This window comes from Methylobacterium oryzihabitans (assembly GCF_004004555.2).
Classification (GTDB): domain Bacteria; phylum Pseudomonadota; class Alphaproteobacteria; order Rhizobiales; family Beijerinckiaceae; genus Methylobacterium; species Methylobacterium oryzihabitans.
Genome location: NZ_SACP01000001.1, coordinates 155,905 through 174,742, shown reverse-complemented (window position 1 = coordinate 174,742; position 18,838 = coordinate 155,905). Strand labels below are relative to the sequence as shown.

Here is an 18,838-nt window from a genome sequence, read left to right as displayed (position 1 = left end):
CGGGACGGGAGAGTGCGGCGTGGCCCGGCGGGTCCTCATCACCGGCGCGAGCATCGCCGGCAACACCGCGGCGTGGTGGCTGTCCCGCGCCGGCGTCGACGTCACGGTGGTCGAGCGGGCACCGGCCTTCCGCGACGGCGGTCAGAACATCGACGTGCGCGGCGTCGGCCGCGAGGTCCTGCGCGGCATGGGCCTGGAACGGGCGGCGCTGGAGCGCGGGACCGGCGAGGAGGGCACCGCCTGGATCGACGCGCGCGGCCGGGTCGCGGCGCGGTTCCCGGCCGGGGAGGGCGACGGGCCGACCGCCGAGATGGAGATCCTGCGCGGCGATCTCGCCCGCCTTCTCCACGACGCCGCCCGCGACCGCGCCGCCTTCCGCTTCGGCGACCGCGTCGCCGGACTCGTGCCGGACGGAGAGGGGGTGGAGGTCGCCTTCGCGGGCGGCGCCAGCGAGCGCTTCGACGCGGTGGTGGTCGCCGAGGGCGTCGGATCGGCGACCCGCGACCTCGTCTTCCGCGGCGAGGCGACGGCGCGCTGGATGGACCTGACCCTGGCGTATTTCACCATCCCCCGCGAACCGGGCGACGACCGGATGTGGCGCTGGTACCACGCCCCCGGCGGCCGCAGCGTGTCGCTGCGCCCCGACCGACACGGCACGACCCGGGCGATGCTCGGGATCCGCAAGCCGCCGGGCGGCGAGCAGGACTGGAGCACGGAGCGGCAGAAGGCGTGGCTGCGCGAGCGCTTCGCCGATGCCGGCTGGGAGGCGCCGCGGGTGCTCGCCGCGATGGACGGCGCCGACGACTTCTATTGCGACGTGCTGCGGCAGGTGCGGATGCCGCGCTGGTCGAACGGCCGCGTCGTGCTGACCGGCGACGCGGCCTGGTGCGCGACGCCCCTCGCCGGCATCGGCGCGACGCTCGCCGTCACCGGCGCCCGGGTGCTGGCCGGCGAGATGGTCCGCGGCGGCGACCTGCCGGCCGCGTTCGCCGCCTACGAGCGCACCATGCGGCCGATGGTCGGGCAGGCCCAGGGCGTGCCGAAGCTCGCACCGCGGCTGATGAACCCGGACAGCCGGCTCGGCATCCGCCTGCTCCACGCCGCCCTGTCCCTGGCGAGCCGGCCCGGACCGCGGGCGCTCGCCGCCCGGCTCTTCGGCGGCAGGAATGCCGGGCCCGACCTGGCGCGCTACGAGGCCCTTATACCAACGGTCCGGGATGCTGACGCATCATCTTCGATCTCGGGCAGGCCCGAGATCGACGGGGCCGTTGACCCATCTCGAATTTCCGACACTAAGCCAGAGGCTTAGCGGAAATTCGAGAGCAGAACCAAAGGTCATTTTCAATGACCGTTGGTATTACTTGTCGTACTTGATGTAGGCGAAGCGCGGGTCGGTCGGCGTGCCTTCGAGGGCGCCGCCCTCCAGGCCCGGCTGCCAGCCCACCACCTCCTCGATCTTGCGCGCCAGCGCGAGGTCCTTCTCGGTCACGCCCTTGGCCGAGTGGGTGGTGAGCCGCACCTCGACCCAGGCGTAGGAGGCGGTGAGGTCCGGATGGTGCCACGCCGCCTCGGCGAGATGCCCGACGGTGTTGATGACCATCAGGGTCCCCTTCCAACTCCCGGTCTTGTAGGTGCGCTTGATCCAGCCGTCCTCCAGGTGCCAGGCGGGCAGGTCGCGGGCGAGGCGCCCGGTGATCGTGTCGGCGTCGAGCACGGCGTCGCGCTGGGCAGTCATCCGCGGGTCCTCCCTGGGCGGTCGCCCGACCTTAGTTCAAGTGACGCCGCGATCCATGCCGGCCAAAGGGGGAAGGTGCGGTGGACGTGGCCGGCAGCGGCACCTAAGTGGGCCCGACAACGATCCGCCGGAGCCGGCGGGCAGGGAGGAGCGCCATGCTGACGCGGCGCGGAATGCTGGCGGCCGGCGCGGCGGCGCTGGTGCCCGGACCCCGCGGCCCTGCCGCGCAAGGCGGCGCGGGGCTGCGGCTCGGCCTGCTGCCGTTCGGCACCGTGTCGTGGGAGGCGGAGGTGATCCGCGCCCGCGGCCTCGACGCCGCCCAGGGCTTCGCGCTGGAGGGCGTGAAGCTCGCCGGAAGCGACGCCGCACGCATCGCGTTCCAGGGCGGGCAGGTCGACCTCATCGTCTCCGACCTGCTCTGGGCCGCCCGGCTGCGGGCCGAGGGGCGGGCGGTGCGCTTCCTGCCCTATTCCTCCAGCGAAGGCGCCCTGATGGTGCCCGCCGACAGCCCGCTGAAGAGCCTCGCCGACCTCGCCGGCAAGCGCCTCGGCGTCGCCGGCGGCCCCCTCGACAAGAACTGGCTGCTGCTGCGGGCCCGTGCCCGGGAGGCGGACGGCATCGACCTCGACCGCGACGCGAGGCCGGCCTTCGCGGCGCCGCCGCTGCTGATGCAGAAGCTCGAATCCGGCGAACTCGACGCGGCGCTCCTCTACTGGACCTTCTGCGCGCGGCTCGAGGCGAAGGGCTTCCGCCGCCTCACCGATGCCGACGCCATCGCCCGCGGCTTCGGGGTGACCGGCCCGGTGGCGCTGCTCGGCTATGTCTTCGACGACGCGCTTCTGGCGCGCGGGACCGCCGAGATGGCGGCCTTCACCCGGGCGTCGCGGGCGGCCAAGCAGGCGCTCGCCGACGACGCGACCGCGTGGACGCTGGTGCGCCCGCTGATGGCGGCCGAGGACGCGGCGACCTTCGACGCCCTGCGGCGGGAATTTCTGGACGGCATCCCGCGCCGGCCGGTCGCGGCCGAGGAGGCGGACGCCGCCCGCCTCGTCGCGGTGCTGGCGCGGCTCGGCGGCGAGCGCCTGCTCGGCGCCGCCACGACCCTGCCCGAGGGGCTGTACTGGGACCCCGGCCGGAATGGCTAGGCAGACTTGCGTCGGCAAGCCGCACGGTACACGACAGAGGAGGCTGGCGGGTGTGGGAGCGACGGCCACCGCGCATCGACCCTCCCCCCTCTGCGGGGGAGGGTTCACGCTCTCGGCCGTCGCTCCCGCACCGCGCAGCCCCCTGTGTCGTGGACTGTGGGCAAGCCGACGCTTCCTCCGCTCAGGTTGCTGTTGCGTCGCAGATTTCTGTCGCAGAACCGGGGGCCACTTTTGCGAAATCTGCTGAGGGCGGGACCGCGACGACCCGCATGACCGGCCTCGCCGCCCGCCTCGCCTCGGCCCTGGCGCTCCTCGCCCTGTGGTGGGTCGCCGCCCGCTTCGCCGAGGCCCGCACCCTGCCCTCGCCCGAGGCGGTCGCGGCCTTCCTGGTGCGGGAGGCGCAGTCCGGCGACCTGTGGCGCAACGTCGGCGCCACCCTGGCGCGGGTGGCGGTGTCGTTCTGTGCCGCCATGGCGGCGGGCAGCGCGCTCGGAATCGTGCTCGGCCGCTCCCGCGCCGCCGACCGCCTGCTCGACACGCCGCTCCTCGTCCTCCTCAACACCCCGGCACTGGTCATCACCGTGCTGGCCTATATCTGGCTCGGCCTGACCGAGACCGCCGCGATCCTGGCGGTGGCGCTCAACAAGATGCCGAACGTCGCCGTCATCATGCGCGAGGGCGCCCGCGGGCTCGATCCGGACCTCGAGGAGATGGCCCGCGCGTTCCGCTACGACCGGCGCACCTGGCTGCGCCACGTCATGCTGCCGCAGATCGCCCCGTTCGCCGTCGCGGCGGCGCGCTCGGGCCTGTCGCTCGCCTGGAAGATCGTGCTGGTGGTCGAGCTGCTCGGGCGGCCGAACGGCGTCGGCTACGCGATCTCGTACTACTTCCAGCTCTTCGACGTCGCCGCCCTGTTCGGCTACAGCCTCGTGTTCAGCGCCGTGATGCTCGCCGCCGACGCCCTCCTGCTGCGCCCCCTCGACGACCATGCCCGCCGCTGGCGCTGACCCCTCCGCCGCGCCGCTGCTGCGGCTGGCGATCCGGCGCAAGACTTACCGGGGTAGAACCTCCCGCGCCCGCGAGGAGGCGGTGGAGGCGGTGCGCGACCTCGCCTTCGCCATCGCGCCGGGGGAGACCGTCTGCCTCATCGGCCCCTCGGGGGCGGGCAAGACCACGACCCTGCGCATCCTCCTCGGCCTCGACCGCGAGTTCGACGGCGAGGTCGTGCCCGATCCCGGTTCGCTGCGCATCGGCATGGTCTTTCAGGAGCCGCGGCTGCTGCCCTGGCGCAGCGTCGAGGACAACGTGCGGCTGTCGCTGCCGCGGCCCGAGCGGGGCCAGCCCCTCGACGGGCTGTTCGAGGAACTCGGCCTGACGCCGTGGCGGCCGCGCTATCCGGGCGAACTCTCCCTCGGCATGGCCCGGCGGGTGGCGCTCGCCCGGGCGCTGGCGCTGGCGCCGGGGCTCCTCGTCCTCGACGAGCCGTTCGTGTCGCTCGACGACGCTGCCGCCGCCTCCCTGCGCGGGGCGGTGTTCGGCGCCGCGGCGCGACGCGGCGCCGCGGTGCTGATGGTGACCCACAACGTGCCCGAGGCGCTCGCGGTCGCCGACCGGCTGCTGCTGCTCTCGGGCCGCCCGGCGAGCCTCGTCGGCGACGTGCCGCTGCCGACGCCGCGGGCGGCCCGCGACCGGACCTGGGGCGAGGCGGTCCGGCGCGACCTCGCCGGGCGCTTCCCCGCCACCGTGGCCGAGTAGCGCCGCCGGAGGATCATCATGCGACGCCCGACCCGCCGCGCCGTCCTCGCCGCCCTGCTGCTGTCCGCCTCCGCCCGCGCGGAGGATGCGCCGGCGCCGCTGCCGGTGCAGGAGGTGGCGCCGGGCGTGTTCGTCTACGCCGCGCCCTACGCGCTCGCCGCCCGCGACAATGCCGGGGCGATCGGCAATGCCGGCTTCGTGATCGGCCGCGACGCGGTGGCGGTGATCGACACCGGCGGCAGCCTCGCGGCCGGGCGCCGGCTGCTCGCGGCGATCCGCGCCCGCACCGCCCTGCCGGTGCGCTACGTCGTCAACACCCACGTCCACCCCGACCACGTGCTCGGCAACGCCGCCTTCGAGGGTGCAGTCGTCGTCGGGCACCGCAACCTGCCCGAGGCGCTCGCCGCCCGGGCCGGGAGCTACCTGCAATCGAACGCCGCCCTGGTCGGGCCGGACTTCGCCGGCACCCGGATCGTGCCGCCGACGCTCCTCGTCGACGACGCCCGCGACCTCGACCTCGGCGACCGGGTCCTGCATCTCGAAGCCTGGCCGACCGCCCACAGCAACAGCGACCTCACGGTCCGGGACCGGGCGACCGACACCTGGTTCCTCGGCGACCTGCTGTTCGTCGGCCACGTCCCGGCCCTCGACGGGCGGCTCGCCGGCTGGATCGCGGTGCTGCGCCGCCTGCGCGACAACCCGGCGGCCCGGGTGGTGCCCGGCCACGGCCCGGCCGCGGTGCCGTGGCCGGCGGCGGCCGGACCGATCGACCGCTACCTCGCCGCCCTGGAGGCGCAGGTGCGCGCGATGGTGCGCGACGGGCGGCCGATCGACCGGGCCGGCGAGGCGGCGTCCGGCGAGGCCGGGCAGTGGCAGCTCTTCGAGGCCTTCAACGCCCGCAATGCCACCACCGCCTACCAGGAACTGGAATGGGAATAGCCGCCGGTCCGAGGCACTTTCCCGGTTCGCTACACAAGTCGTTGATGTTGCGTCGCAACAAATTCATGATGCAGAGCATCATCCAACGGAAATCGTACTTTAGTCCGCCCGATCGGACCGCCTGAACGACGTTCCGCCGCGGTTCCCGCGGTTGACGCAGCTCATTTTTCTCTTAGAGTTCCTTCAAGCTTCGGTTTCAACGATGCCGTCGGGGGAGGGCGGTGATCGGTTCGCAAACATGGCAAGGGGCCTCAAGGCAAAGCCGGGTCCGACCTCAACGATGCCTGTTGTGACACGCTGCCGAAGCACGTCGACATCCCCAAGCGCGAACAACAGGTGCCGTGCGCCGCGTGCCGTCCCGGCCCGTGGGGCAGAATGCACCTGTCGGAGGAATCCATGAGAGCGGTCCATCTCCTTGCCTTGAGCGCCGGTGTCCTGGGTGTCACGCCAGCCCTGGCCAACGACGACGTCCTGAAGCGCAGCGCCAATCCGGCCGAGCAGGTGCTTCAGACGGTCGACTACGCCAACACGCGCTATTCCAAGCTCGACCAGATCAACGCCGGCAACGTCAACAAGCTCCAGGTCGCCTGGACCTTCTCGACCGGCGTGCTGCGCGGCCACGAGGGCTCGCCCCTCGTCGTCGGCAACGTGATGTACGTCCACACGCCGTTCCCGAACATCGTCTACGCCCTCGACCTCAACAACGAGGGCAAGATCCTGTGGAAGTACGAGCCCAAGCAGGACCCGAACGTCATCCCGGTGATGTGCTGTGACACGGTCAACCGTGGTCTGGCCTACGCCGACGGCGCCGTGATCCTGCACCAGGCCGACACCACCGTCGTCTCGCTCGACGGCAAGACCGGCAAGGTGAACTGGTCGGTGGTCAACGGCGACCCGAAGAAGGGCGAGACCAACACCGCCACCGTGCTGCCGGTGAAGGACAAGGTCATCGTCGGCATCTCGGGCGGCGAGTACGGCGTGCGCTGCCACGTCACCGCCTACAACCTGAAGGACGGCAAGCAGGCCTGGCGCGGCTACTCGATGGGTCCGGACGGCGAGATGCTGGTCGACCCCGAGAAGACCACCCATCTCGGCAAGCCGGTCGGCAAGGACTCGTCGCTGGCGACCTGGGAAGGCGACCAGTGGAAGCAGGGCGGCGGCTGCACCTGGGGCTGGTTCTCCTACGACCCCAAGCTGAACCTCGTCTATTACGGCTCGGGCAACCCCTCGACCTGGAACCCGAAGCAGCGCCCCGGCGACAACAAGTGGTCGATGACCATCTTCGCCCGTGACGCCGATACCGGCATGGCCAAGTGGGTCTACCAGATGACCCCCCACGACGAGTGGGACTACGACGGCATCAACGAGATGATCCTCACGGATCAGAAGGTCGACGGCAAGGACCGCGCCCTGCTGACCCACTTCGACCGCAACGGCTTCGGCTACACCCTCGACCGCACCAACGGCGAGCTGCTGGTCGCCGAGAAGTTCGATCCGGTGGTGAACTGGGCCACCAAGGTCGACATGGACAAGTCGTCCAAGACCTACGGCCGTCCGCTCGTCCAGGCCAAGTACTCGACCGAGCAGAACGGCGAGGACGTGAACTCGAAGGGCATCTGCCCGGCGGCGCTCGGCACCAAGGACCAGCAGCCGGCGGCCTACTCGCCCAAGACCAACCTGTTCTACGTGCCGACCAACCACGTCTGCATGGACTACGAGCCGTTCCGGGTGAGCTACACCCCGGGCCAGCCCTATGTCGGTGCGACCCTGTCGATGTACCCGGCGCCCAACAGCCACGGCGGCATGGGCAACTTCATCGCCTGGGACAACGTGGCCGGCAAGATCAAGTGGTCGCTGCCTGAGCAGTTCTCGGTGTGGTCGGGCGCTCTCGCCACCGCCGGCGACGTGGTGTTCTACGGCACCCTCGAAGGCTACCTGAAGGCGGTCGATTCCAAGACCGGCAAGGAACTCTACAAGTTCAAGACCCCGTCGGGCATCATCGGCAACGTGATGACCTACGAGCACAAGGGCAAGCAGCACGTCGCGGTGCTGTCGGGCGTCGGCGGCTGGGCCGGCATCGGCCTCGCGGCCGGCCTCACCGACCCGAATGCCGGCCTCGGCGCGGTCGGCGGCTACGCCGCCCTGTCGAGCTACACCAACCTCGGCGGCCAGCTCACGGTGTTCAACCTGCCGAACTGAGCCGCAGGGACTTGCACTAAAGAGGGTGCCGGCGCGGGTTTCCGCGCCGGCACCTGTCCTTTAGAGTGGCTCTGATAACGCGGCCGAACGTCGTCGCGGCGGGAGGCCCAGGATCTTCCGTTGAAATACGGGGAGAAACGTCCGTTGCTACACCTCAGCAAAGCTGTCCTGCGGCCAGTCCTGGCCGGCCTCGCCCTAGCAGCCGCCGCTTCGGCTGCCGTACATGCTGAGGATTCCAAGAAGCCCGACCCCGCGCTGGCGAACTCGCTCAGCCCCAACGATCCCACCGCCGAGAAGGACGAGAAGCTCCTCGCCAAGGACGCCGCCGTGAAGGTCGAGGACGGCAAGTACAGCGACGCCGAGGGCCACCCGACCTTCCGCGTCACCAACGACGGCAAGAAGGTCGACTGGTTCACCTATTCCGGCTACCGGCGCTACCACGCCGAGTGCCACGTCTGCCACGGCCCCGACGGCATGGGCTCGACCTACGCCCCGGCCCTGAAGGACTCGCTCAAGCGCCTGTCCTACGAGGAGTTCATCGGCATCCTCGCCGGCGGCAAGCAGGAGGTCAGCGCCAGCCAGCAGCAGGTGATGCCGGCCTTCGGCGACAACAAGAACGTCATGTGCTACGCCGACGACCTCTACGTCTACCTCAAGGCCCGCGCCGCCGGCGCCATCGGCCGCGTGCGGCCGGGCGAGCGCGAGGACAAGCCCGAGGCGGTCAAGAAGGCCGAGAAGGAGTGCCTGGGCGGCTGATGACGGGCTCCCGGTCCTGCGCGCGGGTCGTCGGACTCGCGCTCCTCGCCGCCGCCGCCGGGGCCTCGCGCGCCCCGGCGCAGCACCTGCCCGACCTCGTCACCACCGACGCGCTGCGGATCTGCGCCGATCCCGGCAACATGCCGTTCTCGTCGCGCAGGGGTGAGGGGTTCGAGAGCCGGATCGCCGCGATCATCGCCGACGAGCTGAAGGTGAAGCTGCGCAGCTACTGGCTGACGCAGGGACCCGGCTTCGTGCGCAACACGCTCGGCTCGGGCCTGTGCGACGTCATCGTCGGCTCCGCCTTCGGCTCCGAGCAGGTCCAGAACACCAACCCGTACTACCGCTCGGCCTACGTGCTGGTGACCCGCGGCGGCGAGCTGTCGGGCGTCGCGCGCCTCGACGACCCGCGGCTGAAGGGCCGCCGCATCGGCGTCGTCGCCGGCACCCCGCCGGTGAACCGGATGGGCGAGGTCGGTCTAGTAGGCACGATGCGGGCCTACGCGCCCTACCTGTTCGATCCCGACCGGCCGCACGAGACCGTGGCCGGCCAGATCGTCGCCGACCTCGCCGCGGGCGGGCTCGACGCCGCGGTGCTGTGGGGCCCCGCCGCCGGCTGGCTCGCCCGGCAGAGCGGCGTGCCGATGGAGGTGGTGCCGCTGCTCCAGGAGCCCGACCGGCCCTCGATGACCTACCGCATCGCCATGGCGGTGCGGCCCAACGAGAACGACTGGAAGCGCATCCTCAACACCGCCCTGCGCAAGCGCCGGGCCGAAATCGAGGCGGTCCTGCGCGACTACGCGGTGCCGCTCCTCGACGAGGAGGAGAACCGGCCGCTGCCGGCGGAGGGCAAGCCGTGAGGGTCTGCCACGCCGTCGCCGCCCTGCTGCTCCTCGCCGCGCCCGCCCGGGCCGAGGCGCCCCCGCCCGAGCCCGCCGGCTACCGCAGCGAGGCCTACCGCGCCCCGACGCCGGCCACGCTCCGAGGCGCCCGGGTGGTGACCACCGCCGAGGCCGAGGCGCTGTGGCGCGCGGGCAGCCCCTTCATCGACGTTCTGCCGCTGCCGCCGCGCCCGGCGGCGCTCCCCGCCGGCACGATCTGGCGCGATCCGCCGCACGACAGCATCCCGGGCGCGCGCTGGCTCGCCAATACCGGCTTCGGCGCCCTGGCGCCGGAGACCGACGCCTATTTCCGGCGCGAGCTCGACGCGGCGACGAGGGGCGACCGGGCGAGGCCCGTGGTGTTCTTCTGCCAGCGCCAGTGCTGGATGTCGTGGAACGCCGCCAAGCGGGCGCTCGCCCACGGCTATACCAGCGTCCACTGGTATCCCGACGGCACCGACGGCTGGGCCGAGGCGACGCTGCCGTTGGAGCGGGCCGAACCGGCGGCCCCGTAGGGGAGCTGCCGAAGGTCGGGACGCAGCGCAAGGCAGGACCCCCCAGGTCTCGAGGATCGCGCGAACCGAATCCGCGCCGCCCGGTACGCGGTATGACAAATATGACACTCTCCTCAGCGGCGTCTTCCGCGGGCCGCATTCATTCAAATTATAGTCATTCGAGATATTTTGGAAAATTTCTTACCGGCAGTAACTTATCGCTAGGTTGTCTGGCGCGGCGTAAAATAGATTAAATCGATTCTATGCTGGGCCTCGTCTTGTCATTTGATTTCGAAATGCGGGCTCCATAATCGACATCCAGGCCTCTCCGCGGCGGCGATGCGAAGGGCGAGGCCCCTGATGACCTCTGCCGGGGCTGCTCGATGCGTTGGACTCACTGGGCCGATCATGCAGGCATGGGCGTGCGCGTGGCTCTGGTGACGGGGGTTGCGATCGCCACCCTCACGGCCGGCCCGCGGGATGCCCGGGCCCAGGCGTCGAAGCCGCCCGGCGCCTCCAATACGCCGTCCCAGGCCCAGCCCATGGATGGTGGCGCCATCGCTCTCGACGAGATCTCCGTCGCGGCCCAGAACCCGACCTTCGGGACGACCGGCTTCGTCGCCACCCGCTCGACGGCGGGCATGAAGGGCAACGACTCGATCCTGGAGACGCCCGCGACCGTCAGCGTCATCACCCGCGAGGAACTCGACGTCCGCGGCGTGCAGGATCTCAACACCGCGGTGGCCTATACGCCGAACGTCCAGGCGATCGACTATCCGGCCGGCCAGGGCGGCCCGACCTTCGTCCTGCGCGGCTTCGGCGCCAACAACTTCGACAACGTCTACGAGGACGGGCTGCGCTACGGCTTCAACTCGTTCGACCAGAATGTCGAGCCCTACGCCTACGAGCGCATCGACGTCATCAAGGGCCCGATCTCGGTGCTCTACGGCGCCGGGCAGCCCGGCGGCATCATCAACCTGGTGTCCAAGCGCCCGACCTTCACGCCGTTCAACGAAGTCTTCATCCAGGGCGGCAACCGCAACCGGATCCAGGCCGGCTTCGACCTGTCCGGGCCGGTCGAGGGAGCGCCGGACTTCGCCTATCGGTTGACCGGCCTGATCCGCAACTCCGACACCCAGGTCCGGTACACGCCCGATGACCGCACCTTCATCGCGCCAGCGATCACGTGGCGGCCGGATGCCGACACCTCGCTCACCGTGCTCGCCAAATACGCCGAGTTCCGCGGTGGCGGCTCCGAGCAGAGCCTGCCGATCGTCGGCTCGATCATCCCGAGCGTCCGCGGCTTCTATCCGAGAAACGTCTTCGTCGGCCAGCCGAACTTCAATACCTTCCTCCTTGAGAACAAGGAGATCGGCTACATCCTCGACCATTCGTTTGCGCCCGGATGGCTGTTCCACTCGGCGTTCCGGATCTACGAGGCCTCGACCAAGGCCGACGTCGTCGGCGCCGTTCCCGGCTTCTCGCCGCCGGGGTTCCTCTCGGTGGCGGTCGTCCCGTACCTGCGCCGGCAGTCGAGCTACGGCATCCTGGCCGACAACCACGTCGAAGGCCAATTCGACACCTTCGGCATCAGGCACAACGTCGTCTTCGGGGTCGACGTCCAGGACTACCACCGCAACGATGCGCGCACCTTCCCGCTCGGCTATCCGGCGGCTGCCGGAACGCGGCTGATCGATCTCTACAATCCGGTCTACAACTACGGCTTCACCTTCCCGGACCGGACGAACATCGCGTCGCGCGCCACGCAGCAGCAGATCGGTGCCTACTTCCAGGATCAGATGAAGTGGAACGGCTTCATCTTCACCGGCAGCGTGCGCAACGATTGGGTCGATCAGCAGATCGATACCGTGACCACCTACCCGAACATCCCGCTGCCGGCCTTGAACCGGACGACGGTCAGCAAGCAGGACTTCTCCGCCCTGAGCTACCGCGTCGCCCTCGGCTACGAGTTCGATGCCGGCGTGGTTCCCTACGTGTCCTACTCGACCTCCTTCAACCCGCAGATCGCGGGTCAGCGCGCCGGCGGGGCGGCCCTCGATCCGCGCGAGGCGAAGCAGATCGAAGGCGGCGTGAAGTGGCAGCCCCTCGGCACCAACGCGCTCTTCACCGCCTCGTATTTCGACATCACCCAGACCAACATCCCGCTCGCCGACCCGCGCAACCCGGGCTTCTTCATCCAGACCGGCGAGGCCGTGGCGAAGGGGTTCGAGCTTGAGGGCAAGGCCAGCCTGTTCGACGGCTTCAACCTCGTCTTCGGCTACTCCCATCTCGACACGAAGGTCACGAAGGACACGAACCAGAGGCTCATCGGCAACCGCCTGCCCAACGCCCCGGCCAACACGGTCTCGCTCTTCGCCGACTACGCCTTCCCGCTCGGGTCGCCGCTCGGCGGCCTCCGCGCCGGCGCCGGCGTGCGTTACATCGGCTCGCGGACGGATGCGACCAACGTCGATGACATCCCGTCCTACGCCGTCGTCGACGCGTCGATCAGCTACGATCTCGCGCGGCTCAACCCGGATTGGAAGGGTGCGATCCTGTCGGTCAACGCGACGAACCTGTTCGATCGGCGCTACTACACCGCGGGCTTCTACAGCGGCTACGTCTTCGAGGGGTTCCGCCGCAGCGTGTTCGGAACCCTGACCTATCGCTGGTAGGTCCGCCGGGCCCGCAAGGACCCGTCCCTCACCCCGGCGGGATCACTTCGACCTGGATGCCGCTGTAATAGGCCGCGAGGTTGGCGATGTCGGCGTCGGTGAGCTCCTGGGCGGCGACCGACATCACCTCGTTCTTGCGCGTGCCGTCGCGGAACTCGGTCAGCGCCTTGACGAGGTAGGGCTCGACTTGGCCGGACAGGTTCGGCGCGTCGGGCAGCTTCGAGACGCCGTCGAGGCCGTGGCAGGCCTGGCAGGCGATGGCCTTGGCGCGGCCGGCCCTGGCGTCGCCGGCCTGGGCGAGCGCGGGCGCGAGGAGCAGGACGGCGAGGGGGACGAGACGGAGGATCATGGGGTGTTCCCGCGAAGGAAGGCGGGACCGGAGCCCCGCCTTCCGAAAACCCGAAAACCTACTTCTCGTAGGAGATGCGGTAGATCGCGCCGGCGGTGTCGTCGGAGACCAGCAGCGAGCCGTCCGGCAGGGTGGCGAGGTCGACGGGGCGGCCGAGATACTCGCCGTCGGCGGTGAGCCAGCCCTCGGCGAACGGCTCGGGCTTGCCGGCGGTGCCGTCCTTGTTGACCGGCACGTACATCACCCGGGCGCCGATCGGCGTGGTGCGGTTCCACGAGCCGTGCTCGGCGGTGAACACGCCGCCGCGGTACTTCTCCGGGAACGACCGGCCCTTGTAGACGATCATGCCGAGATCGGCGGCGTGGGGCGGGAGCTCCGCCTTCGGCGGCACGACGTCGGCCGGGACCGTGGCGTCCTTGTACTCGACCGTGCGCACCGCGCCGCCGCCGTACCACGGGAAGCCGAAGTTCTGGCCCGGCTTGGTGATCTGGTTCAGCTCGCCCGGCGGCTGGTCGTCGCCCATGCCGTCGACCTGATTGTCGGTGAACCACAGGGTCTTGTCGGGGGCGAAGTCCATCCCGACCGAGTTGCGGATTCCGGTGGCGTAGACCTCGCGGTTCTTGCCGTCGGCATCCATGCGGATGATGCCGCCGATGCCGGTCTTCGCGTAGAGGTCGGCCTTCTCCTTCGGCGGCACGTTGTAGGGCTGGCCGAGGGAGACGTAGAGCTTGCCGTCAGGGCCGATGCGGCACATCCGGGCGGTGTGATTGTAGCTCTCCTCGGAGGGCGGGATCAGCTCGCCCTGCTTGACCACCACGGCGGCGGCGACGTCCGGGCTCTCGTAGAAGAACTCGGCCGCCGGGAACGCCAGGACGCGGTTCTGCTCCGCGATCGTCAGCACCCCGTCGCGGGAGAAGCAGACGCCGTTGGGGATCTTGAAGTCGAGGCCGGGGGCGAAGACCTTGACCTCGTCGGCGACCCGGTCCTTGTCGCGGTCGGTGACGGTGTAGACCTTCGACTTGCGGGTGCCGACGAAGACCACGCCGGCATTGGGGCCGACAGCGAGGCCGCGGGCGTCGGGCACCACGGCGTAGAGCTCGATCTTGAACCCGTCCGGGACCTTGATCTTCTGCAGCGTGCGGTTGATCGCGTCGGCGCGCCGGCCGGTCTGCGGGATCGGCGGCGGCTCGGCGACGCCGGTCGGCTTGAAGCCCTGGAGCTTCTCCAGGTTGTCGACCTTGGCCTTGGTGTCGCCGGCCTCCTGCTGGGCGAGGGCGGCGGCCGGCACCGCCACGGCGGCGAGCAGGGCCATCAGCAATGGCTTCATCGTGTCCTCCCGGATTGCTGCCGGCCGATTCAATCGCGGCCGAGCTTCGCGTCCCGAAATGTATGAACCCGGCCCCGGCCGGGGGCAAGACGGGCGTCGGGTCTAAACCGGTCCGCCGGCCAGCGGCGGCACGACGCGGTCGAAGCCGGTGGCCTCCTCGTAGGCGGCGGCGATGCGCAGGAGTTCCAGTTCGCCGCGGTTCGGCGCGACGAGCTGCATCCCCATCGGCAAACCCTCGAGCCCGAGCCCGACCGGCACGCTGAGCGCCGGGCAGCCCGACAGCGTCACCGCCACCACCACCTCCATCCAGCGATGGTAGGTGTCCATCGGCCGGCCGGCGATGCTGCGCGGCCAGTCGAGCCCGGCGTCGAACGGAAACACCTGGGCGGAGGGGAGGGCGAGCACGTCGAACCGCTCGAACAGGTCGCAGACGGTTCTCCACCACGCGCTGCGGGTGACGCTCGCGGACTGGACCGCGAAGGCGTCGAGCTTCAGCCCGCCCTCGATCTCCCACACCGCCTCCGGCTTCAGCTCGGCCCGCGTCTCGGGCTTGCGCCAGTGCGGAGCGAGCGAGGCGCCGACGAGCCAGTGCCGCAGCACCAGCCAGGACCGCCAGATCGCCGCGGGGTCGAAGTCCGGCACCAGCGGCTCGACCCGCGCGCCGCGCGCCTCGAACACGGCGAGACCCCGCTCGCACAGGTCGAGGATGCCGGGCTCGAACGGCAGATGGCCGCCCCAGTCGCCGATCCAGCCGATGCGCAGGCCGGCGAGGTCGCGCGGGCGCGGATCGGCGAAGACGCCCGGGTCGTCGGCGAGCGAGTTCGGCGTGCGCGGGTCGTAGCCGGCCTGGACCGAGAGCAGCAGGCCGAGATCGGCGACGTTGCGGGCCATCGGCCCTGTGACGGCGAGTTCGGGCAGGAACACCTCGTCGGTGCGCGCCGGAACCCGGCCGGCGGAGGGGCGCAGGCCGAGCACGCCGTTCCAGGCGGCCGGGTTGCGCAGCGAGCCGCCGAAGTCGCTGCCGTCGGCGAGCGGCACCATCCGCAGGGCGAGGGCCGCCGCAGCGCCGCCGCTCGACCCGCCGGCGCTGCGCGACGGGTCGTAGGCGTTGCGGGTGGTGCCGTAGACCCGGTTGTAGCTGTGCGAGCCGAGGCCGAATTCCGGCGTGTTGGTCTTGCCGATCAGGATCGCGCCGGCCTCGCGCAGGCGGGCGACGTGGGGGGCGTCCACCGCCGGCACGGTGTCGCGGAACAGCGGCGAGCCGAGGGTGGTGACGAGGCCGCGGGCCGGCGCGGTGTCCTTGACCGCGTGCGGCAGGCCGTGGAGCGGCCCGCGCAGGCGCCCGGCGGCGAGGTCGCGGTCGGCCGCGTCGGCCTCGGCGAGCAGGGCGTCGGGGTCGCGCAGGGCGACGATCGCGGTCACCGCCGGGTTGAGCCGGGCGATCCGGTCGAGATGGGCCTGCATCACCTCCCGGGCCGAGACCCGCTTCGTGCGGATCGCCGCCGCGAGGTCGCCGGCACGCATCGTCACGAGGTCGGTCGGGGTGGTCATCGGCGGCTCCTTCGGGACTGCGACGCAACCGAGCACGGCCGGGGCCGCGGGAGCAAGGGCGCCGGATGCAGCCCTCCGCACCGTCCACGGACGCCGCGACTGCATCGCAATGAGGCAATGCTTGCGCATGGGCGCAAGTTTGAGCGGTCGGCTGCCGTGGAATTGCCGACGAACTCATCAAGGCCTGTCGTCAACTTGGGCAGGCGCGTGTAGATCGGTGGAGGGAGGCCCGCGCAGACGGGTGCCCGGGATGGAACGTCGACGGCCGGCACGGCCGCTTCGGGAGGACGACATGCGCCACACCGCCCCGATGCGGGCCGCCCGGCCCGCCGCCGCCGAGACCGCGCCGGCCCTGTGGCAATCGGTGCCGCTCGACCTGTGGGGCGCGATGCTGGCGGTGATCGCCGCCGGGGCGCTCGCTCTCGCGGGCGTGATCTAGCCGCCCCGATCCGGCCGCGAAACCGCCCCTCGGGTAGGGGATCCTGCGTCAACGGTCCGGCAACCGGGCGGCGGCATGCTGCGTGCTCGGGATGGCGGGACCGCATCGCCGCGCAGGAGACGACTGGATGCCGACCGCGTTCCTCGGCCGCATCGCCCGGGTCTGGCAGACCCTGACGACCGCGCTCACCGACCCGTACCGGCCCGAACTGCACTACATGCGCGGCCCCGGCCCGCGCTGGCGCGAGCGGCATCCGGAGGGGTGAGGACATCGAGGTGGCGGTCGGTTTGGTTCTGATCCACCGCTCTGGACGCCGGCAAAGGCGTCAAGATAATGGTATAAGCTCTATCATCTGCCCCGATTTGTTCGGCGGCAATTTATATTTTATGACATCATTATCCATAAATATTGTCAGGCGGCACGCGCTCGAAAGCGGCGTTAGATCGCGCACCGGCGTGCGACTCACGTCGAGGCGCGTCAGCCCGCTCAAGCCCGCAAGTGGCGTTAGATCGTGCACCGACGTGCGACTCAAGTCGAGGCGCGTCAGTCCGCTTAGGTCTGCAAGCGGCGCCAGATCGTTCACCGGCGTGCCGCTCAAGTCGAGGCGCGTCAGCCCGCTCAGGCCCGCAAGCGGCGTCAGATCGCTCACCAACGTGTAATTCATGTCTAGGTTCGTCAGCCCGCTCAGGCCCGCAAGCGGCGTCAGATCGCTCACCGACGTGTAATTCATGTCTAGGTTCGTCAGCCCGCTCAGGCCCGCAAGCGGCGTCAGATCGCTCACCGACGTGCGGCTCACGTCGAGGCGCGTCAGCCCGACCAAGCCCGCAAGCGGTGTCAGACCGCGCACCGACGTGCAACTCACGTCGAGGCTCGTCAGCCCGCTCAGGCCCGCAAGCGGCGTCAGATCGCTCACCGATGTGTAATTCACGTCGAGGCTCGCCAGCCCGCTCAGGCCTACAAGCGGCGTCAGATCGCGCACCGACGTGCGGCTCACGTCGAGGCTTGTCAGCCGGCTCAGACCCGCAAGCGGCGTCAGATCGCGCACCGACGTGCGGCTCACGTCGAGGCTTGTCAGCCGGCTCAGACCCGCAAGCGGCGTCAGATCGCGCACCGACGTGCTGCCCACGATGAGGTTCTTCAGCCGGCTCAGGCCCGCAAGCGGCGTCAGATCGCTCAGATCTGCACGGAAAAAATTGAGTGACGTGATCCAAGGCCGCCACTCCGGCGGAGGCGCCTGCCCGGCGAGGATCATCTCGTGCGCAGCCTCAAGGGAGAAGTCGGGAGGCGGTTGGGACGGCGGGTCTGATCGACCCCCGAGCCTCTCCCACCACACTCGATCCGCCGGATCGAGATCGGCCTCAGCTAGCACGAGCCCTTCCCAACGCACCGCGTGGCGCAGCCCGGTTCCACGCAGATCCGTAGCGGTGAAATCGAATCCGGACAGGTCCGCCCCCGCAAGCGGCCAGCCCGATAGATCCGCTCCGCGGAAATCGGTCGCCGGATCGAGACGGGCGGCAGCAACGAGATCACGGAACTGGCCGCTCGGCTCGGCCTCGATCGCCGCCAGGGTCGCCCACAGCGGATCGTCGGGTGCGAAGCTCACGGCTTTGACTTGCTCTGGCGCCGCGTCGTTCGTGTCGGCAGCCCCGCGGGAATGGCAGGCAGGACTGGCGCCGAGAGTGCCGTGGTGCGCTCCCGCGGCATGTGCGCCCGCACCACGTCCGTCGCCAGAACGAAGACGCTGGGCGGCAGATCGGGATAGCGGTCGGCCTGCTGTGCGCGCAGGGTCTTGCCGACAACCATCCCGCTCAGCCGGTCCTTCAGGCTTCGAGCGATGTCCTCGGCTTCCCCGGCGCCGATCTCCCGCTTGGGTCGACCGAGAGGGTCGAGAAGATAGCCATCGAGCTGCCCCATCCGCACGCGGACTTCCGCCGTGACCGTGGCCAGGGCAGCGCCGGGCTTGACGTCGACGGCACAGAGCGGGTCGTTGCCACGCTCGTGAAAGTACCGCTCCCGCAGGTAGCCGCCATGCCGGGGATCGCCCCGGAACTGGTCACCGACGAACCAGCTCTCGCCGATGAAGCCGATGATCTGAAGCGAGTGCTGCGACGTGAAGGACTCCTCCGCGGTCTGCCCCGAGCTGCGCTGGGCCGAAATCTTGCCGGAACCCTTGACGCCGAGATGGCCGAAGAACTTGCCGGCCAGCCCGGCCTCGGCGGCGGCTTCGCCGCGCCGCGACGCCGCCTTCCGCGACGTTTCCGTGGAAGTCCCGGAAAAAACTTCCCCGGGCAGGGTCCAGGAATAGGCCGAGCGGTAATCCAGCGTGCAATTCTGCATCACCAGATGGACATGGCATTGCCGAAGCCGCAACTCGTAGGAGGCATCGGCTCCGTCGATCGTGTCGATGTTGCAGGCGAGGGTGAGGCGGAGTTGGAACCGCCGCGCCGGCTTGTTCTCGATCGGCGACAATTGCAGGTGGGCCAGTGCGAGAGGCCGCGGTGGCGGGTCGTCGGCCTCGCCGCCCTTGTCGAACCGGCCGTCGTCGGAGTCGGGATGGGCAGCGTCGGTCATCGCGGGGCTCCGGCGGCAACCT

At 70.3% G+C, this 18,838-nt stretch carries 18 protein-coding genes; 12 read left to right on the top strand and 6 right to left on the bottom strand.

What is annotated here, in order from left to right; all coding sequences use genetic code 11:
• Nucleotides 1–19: 19 nt before the first annotated feature.
• Nucleotides 20–1,309 (top strand): FAD-dependent monooxygenase, encoded by a 1,290-nt coding sequence (locus tag EOE48_RS00785; protein WP_127726870.1) that lies wholly within the window; start codon nucleotides 20–22, stop codon nucleotides 1,307–1,309.
• Between the two features lie 48 nt (nucleotides 1,310–1,357).
• Here EOE48_RS00785 and EOE48_RS00780 read toward each other — a convergent pair whose 3' ends face one another.
• Nucleotides 1,358–1,735, bottom strand: a complete 378-nt coding sequence (locus EOE48_RS00780; protein WP_127726869.1) for a 4a-hydroxytetrahydrobiopterin dehydratase — start codon at nucleotides 1,733–1,735, stop codon at nucleotides 1,358–1,360.
• A gap of 155 nt (nucleotides 1,736–1,890) precedes the next feature.
• On the opposite strand from EOE48_RS00780, the gene EOE48_RS00775 reads away from it, so the two are divergent.
• The 9 genes from EOE48_RS00775 (at nucleotide 1,891) to EOE48_RS00735 (ending at nucleotide 12,579) form a co-directional block, all read left to right on the top strand.
• The gene (locus tag EOE48_RS00775; RefSeq protein WP_127726868.1) at nucleotides 1,891–2,880 is read left to right on the top strand and encodes an ABC transporter substrate-binding protein; all 990 of its coding nucleotides are present in this window, start codon (nucleotides 1,891–1,893) and stop codon (nucleotides 2,878–2,880) included.
• A gap of 269 nt (nucleotides 2,881–3,149) precedes the next feature.
• Nucleotides 3,150–3,887 carry an ABC transporter permease gene (locus EOE48_RS00770; protein ID WP_127726867.1) on the top strand — a complete coding sequence of 246 codons (738 nt, stop codon included), beginning with the start codon at nucleotides 3,150–3,152 and terminating at the stop codon, nucleotides 3,885–3,887.
• A complete protein-coding gene (locus tag EOE48_RS00765; protein ID WP_127726866.1) occupies nucleotides 3,868–4,635 on the top strand; it encodes an ATP-binding cassette domain-containing protein in 768 nt (255 codons plus the stop codon). The genes EOE48_RS00770 and EOE48_RS00765 overlap by 20 nt, the downstream gene beginning before the upstream one ends.
• Before the next feature lie 18 nt (nucleotides 4,636–4,653).
• Nucleotides 4,654–5,574, top strand: coding sequence for a quinoprotein relay system zinc metallohydrolase 2 (locus tag EOE48_RS00760; protein WP_127726865.1), 921 nt, complete (start codon nucleotides 4,654–4,656; stop codon nucleotides 5,572–5,574).
• 396 nt (nucleotides 5,575–5,970) lie between these two features.
• Nucleotides 5,971–7,773: a lanthanide-dependent methanol dehydrogenase XoxF5 gene (xoxF5, locus tag EOE48_RS00755; RefSeq protein WP_127726864.1), complete on the top strand. Its 1,803-nt coding sequence runs from the start codon at nucleotides 5,971–5,973 to the stop codon at nucleotides 7,771–7,773.
• 144 nt (nucleotides 7,774–7,917) lie between these two features.
• Entirely contained in the window at nucleotides 7,918–8,529 is a 612-nt protein-coding gene (locus EOE48_RS00750) for a c-type cytochrome, methanol metabolism-related (RefSeq protein ID WP_127726863.1), read from the top strand.
• A complete protein-coding gene (gene xoxJ / locus EOE48_RS00745) occupies nucleotides 8,529–9,389 on the top strand; it encodes a rare earth element methanol dehydrogenase accessory protein XoxJ (RefSeq protein WP_127726862.1) in 861 nt (286 codons plus the stop codon). The genes EOE48_RS00750 and xoxJ overlap by 1 nt, the downstream gene beginning before the upstream one ends.
• Nucleotides 9,386–9,925, top strand: coding sequence for a PQQ-dependent catabolism-associated CXXCW motif protein (locus EOE48_RS00740; RefSeq protein ID WP_127726861.1), 540 nt, complete (start codon nucleotides 9,386–9,388; stop codon nucleotides 9,923–9,925). The genes xoxJ and EOE48_RS00740 overlap by 4 nt, the downstream gene beginning before the upstream one ends.
• Nucleotides 9,926–10,320: 395 nt before the next feature.
• Nucleotides 10,321–12,579, top strand: coding sequence for a TonB-dependent siderophore receptor (locus EOE48_RS00735; protein WP_246153881.1), 2,259 nt, complete (start codon nucleotides 10,321–10,323; stop codon nucleotides 12,577–12,579).
• A gap of 28 nt (nucleotides 12,580–12,607) precedes the next feature.
• On the opposite strand, the gene EOE48_RS00730 is transcribed toward EOE48_RS00735, so the two are convergent.
• The 3 genes from EOE48_RS00730 to EOE48_RS00720 form a co-directional block, all read right to left on the bottom strand.
• Complete coding sequence (locus EOE48_RS00730; RefSeq protein ID WP_127726859.1) at nucleotides 12,608–12,928, bottom strand: c-type cytochrome; 321 nt, start codon at nucleotides 12,926–12,928, stop codon at nucleotides 12,608–12,610.
• Between the two features lie 58 nt (nucleotides 12,929–12,986).
• Nucleotides 12,987–14,255 carry a PQQ-dependent sugar dehydrogenase gene (locus EOE48_RS00725; RefSeq protein WP_127726858.1) on the bottom strand — a complete coding sequence of 423 codons (1,269 nt, stop codon included), beginning with the start codon at nucleotides 14,253–14,255 and terminating at the stop codon, nucleotides 12,987–12,989.
• Between the two features lie 102 nt (nucleotides 14,256–14,357).
• On the bottom strand, nucleotides 14,358–15,806 hold the full coding sequence (locus EOE48_RS00720; protein ID WP_127726857.1) for an amidase: 1,449 nt from the start codon (nucleotides 15,804–15,806) through the stop codon (nucleotides 14,358–14,360).
• A gap of 292 nt (nucleotides 15,807–16,098) precedes the next feature.
• Between EOE48_RS00720 and EOE48_RS29055 the strand changes: the two genes are divergently transcribed.
• A complete protein-coding gene (locus tag EOE48_RS29055; protein WP_187371278.1) occupies nucleotides 16,099–16,245 on the top strand; it encodes a hypothetical protein in 147 nt (48 codons plus the stop codon).
• 127 nt (nucleotides 16,246–16,372) lie between these two features.
• Nucleotides 16,373–16,510 (top strand): hypothetical protein, encoded by a 138-nt coding sequence (locus tag EOE48_RS29050; protein WP_187371277.1) that lies wholly within the window; start codon nucleotides 16,373–16,375, stop codon nucleotides 16,508–16,510.
• Nucleotides 16,511–16,570: 60 nt separating this feature from the next.
• Here the strand turns inward: EOE48_RS29050 and EOE48_RS00715 are convergent, their stop codons facing one another.
• Both EOE48_RS00715 and EOE48_RS00710 read right to left on the bottom strand, forming a co-directional pair.
• On the bottom strand, nucleotides 16,571–17,848 hold the full coding sequence (locus EOE48_RS00715) for a leucine-rich repeat domain-containing protein (RefSeq protein ID WP_127726856.1): 1,278 nt from the start codon (nucleotides 17,846–17,848) through the stop codon (nucleotides 16,571–16,573).
• Nucleotides 17,845–18,816 carry a hypothetical protein gene (locus EOE48_RS00710; protein ID WP_127726855.1) on the bottom strand — a complete coding sequence of 324 codons (972 nt, stop codon included), beginning with the start codon at nucleotides 18,814–18,816 and terminating at the stop codon, nucleotides 17,845–17,847. Before EOE48_RS00710 ends, EOE48_RS00715 begins: the two co-directional genes overlap by 4 nt.
• Nucleotides 18,817–18,838 lie beyond the last annotated feature (22 nt).

Bases quoted from the DNA above. Each gene is read 5' to 3' on its own strand.
- xoxF5 (WP_127726864.1), top strand. From the start codon at position 5,971: ATGAGAGCGGTCCATCTCCTTGCCTTGAGCGCCGGTGTCCTGGGTGTC.
- EOE48_RS00725 (WP_127726858.1), bottom strand. From the start codon at position 14,255: ATGAAGCCATTGCTGATGGCCCTGCTCGCCGCCGTGGCGGTGCCGGCC.
- EOE48_RS00730 (WP_127726859.1), bottom strand. From the start codon at position 12,928: ATGATCCTCCGTCTCGTCCCCCTCGCCGTCCTGCTCCTCGCGCCCGCG.
- EOE48_RS00760 (WP_127726865.1), top strand. From the start codon at position 4,654: ATGCGACGCCCGACCCGCCGCGCCGTCCTCGCCGCCCTGCTGCTGTCC.
- EOE48_RS00780 (WP_127726869.1), bottom strand. From the start codon at position 1,735: ATGACTGCCCAGCGCGACGCCGTGCTCGACGCCGACACGATCACCGGG.
- EOE48_RS00710 (WP_127726855.1), bottom strand. From the start codon at position 18,816: ATGACCGACGCTGCCCATCCCGACTCCGACGACGGCCGGTTCGACAAG.
- EOE48_RS00735 (WP_246153881.1), top strand. From the start codon at position 10,321: ATGGGCGTGCGCGTGGCTCTGGTGACGGGGGTTGCGATCGCCACCCTC.
- EOE48_RS00775 (WP_127726868.1), top strand. From the start codon at position 1,891: ATGCTGACGCGGCGCGGAATGCTGGCGGCCGGCGCGGCGGCGCTGGTG.
- EOE48_RS00770 (WP_127726867.1), top strand. From the start codon at position 3,150: ATGACCGGCCTCGCCGCCCGCCTCGCCTCGGCCCTGGCGCTCCTCGCC.
- xoxJ (WP_127726862.1), top strand. From the start codon at position 8,529: ATGACGGGCTCCCGGTCCTGCGCGCGGGTCGTCGGACTCGCGCTCCTC.
- EOE48_RS29050 (WP_187371277.1), top strand. From the start codon at position 16,373: ATGCCGACCGCGTTCCTCGGCCGCATCGCCCGGGTCTGGCAGACCCTG.
- EOE48_RS29055 (WP_187371278.1), top strand. From the start codon at position 16,099: ATGCGCCACACCGCCCCGATGCGGGCCGCCCGGCCCGCCGCCGCCGAG.
- EOE48_RS00765 (WP_127726866.1), top strand. From the start codon at position 3,868: ATGCCCGCCGCTGGCGCTGACCCCTCCGCCGCGCCGCTGCTGCGGCTG.
- EOE48_RS00720 (WP_127726857.1), bottom strand. From the start codon at position 15,806: ATGACCACCCCGACCGACCTCGTGACGATGCGTGCCGGCGACCTCGCG.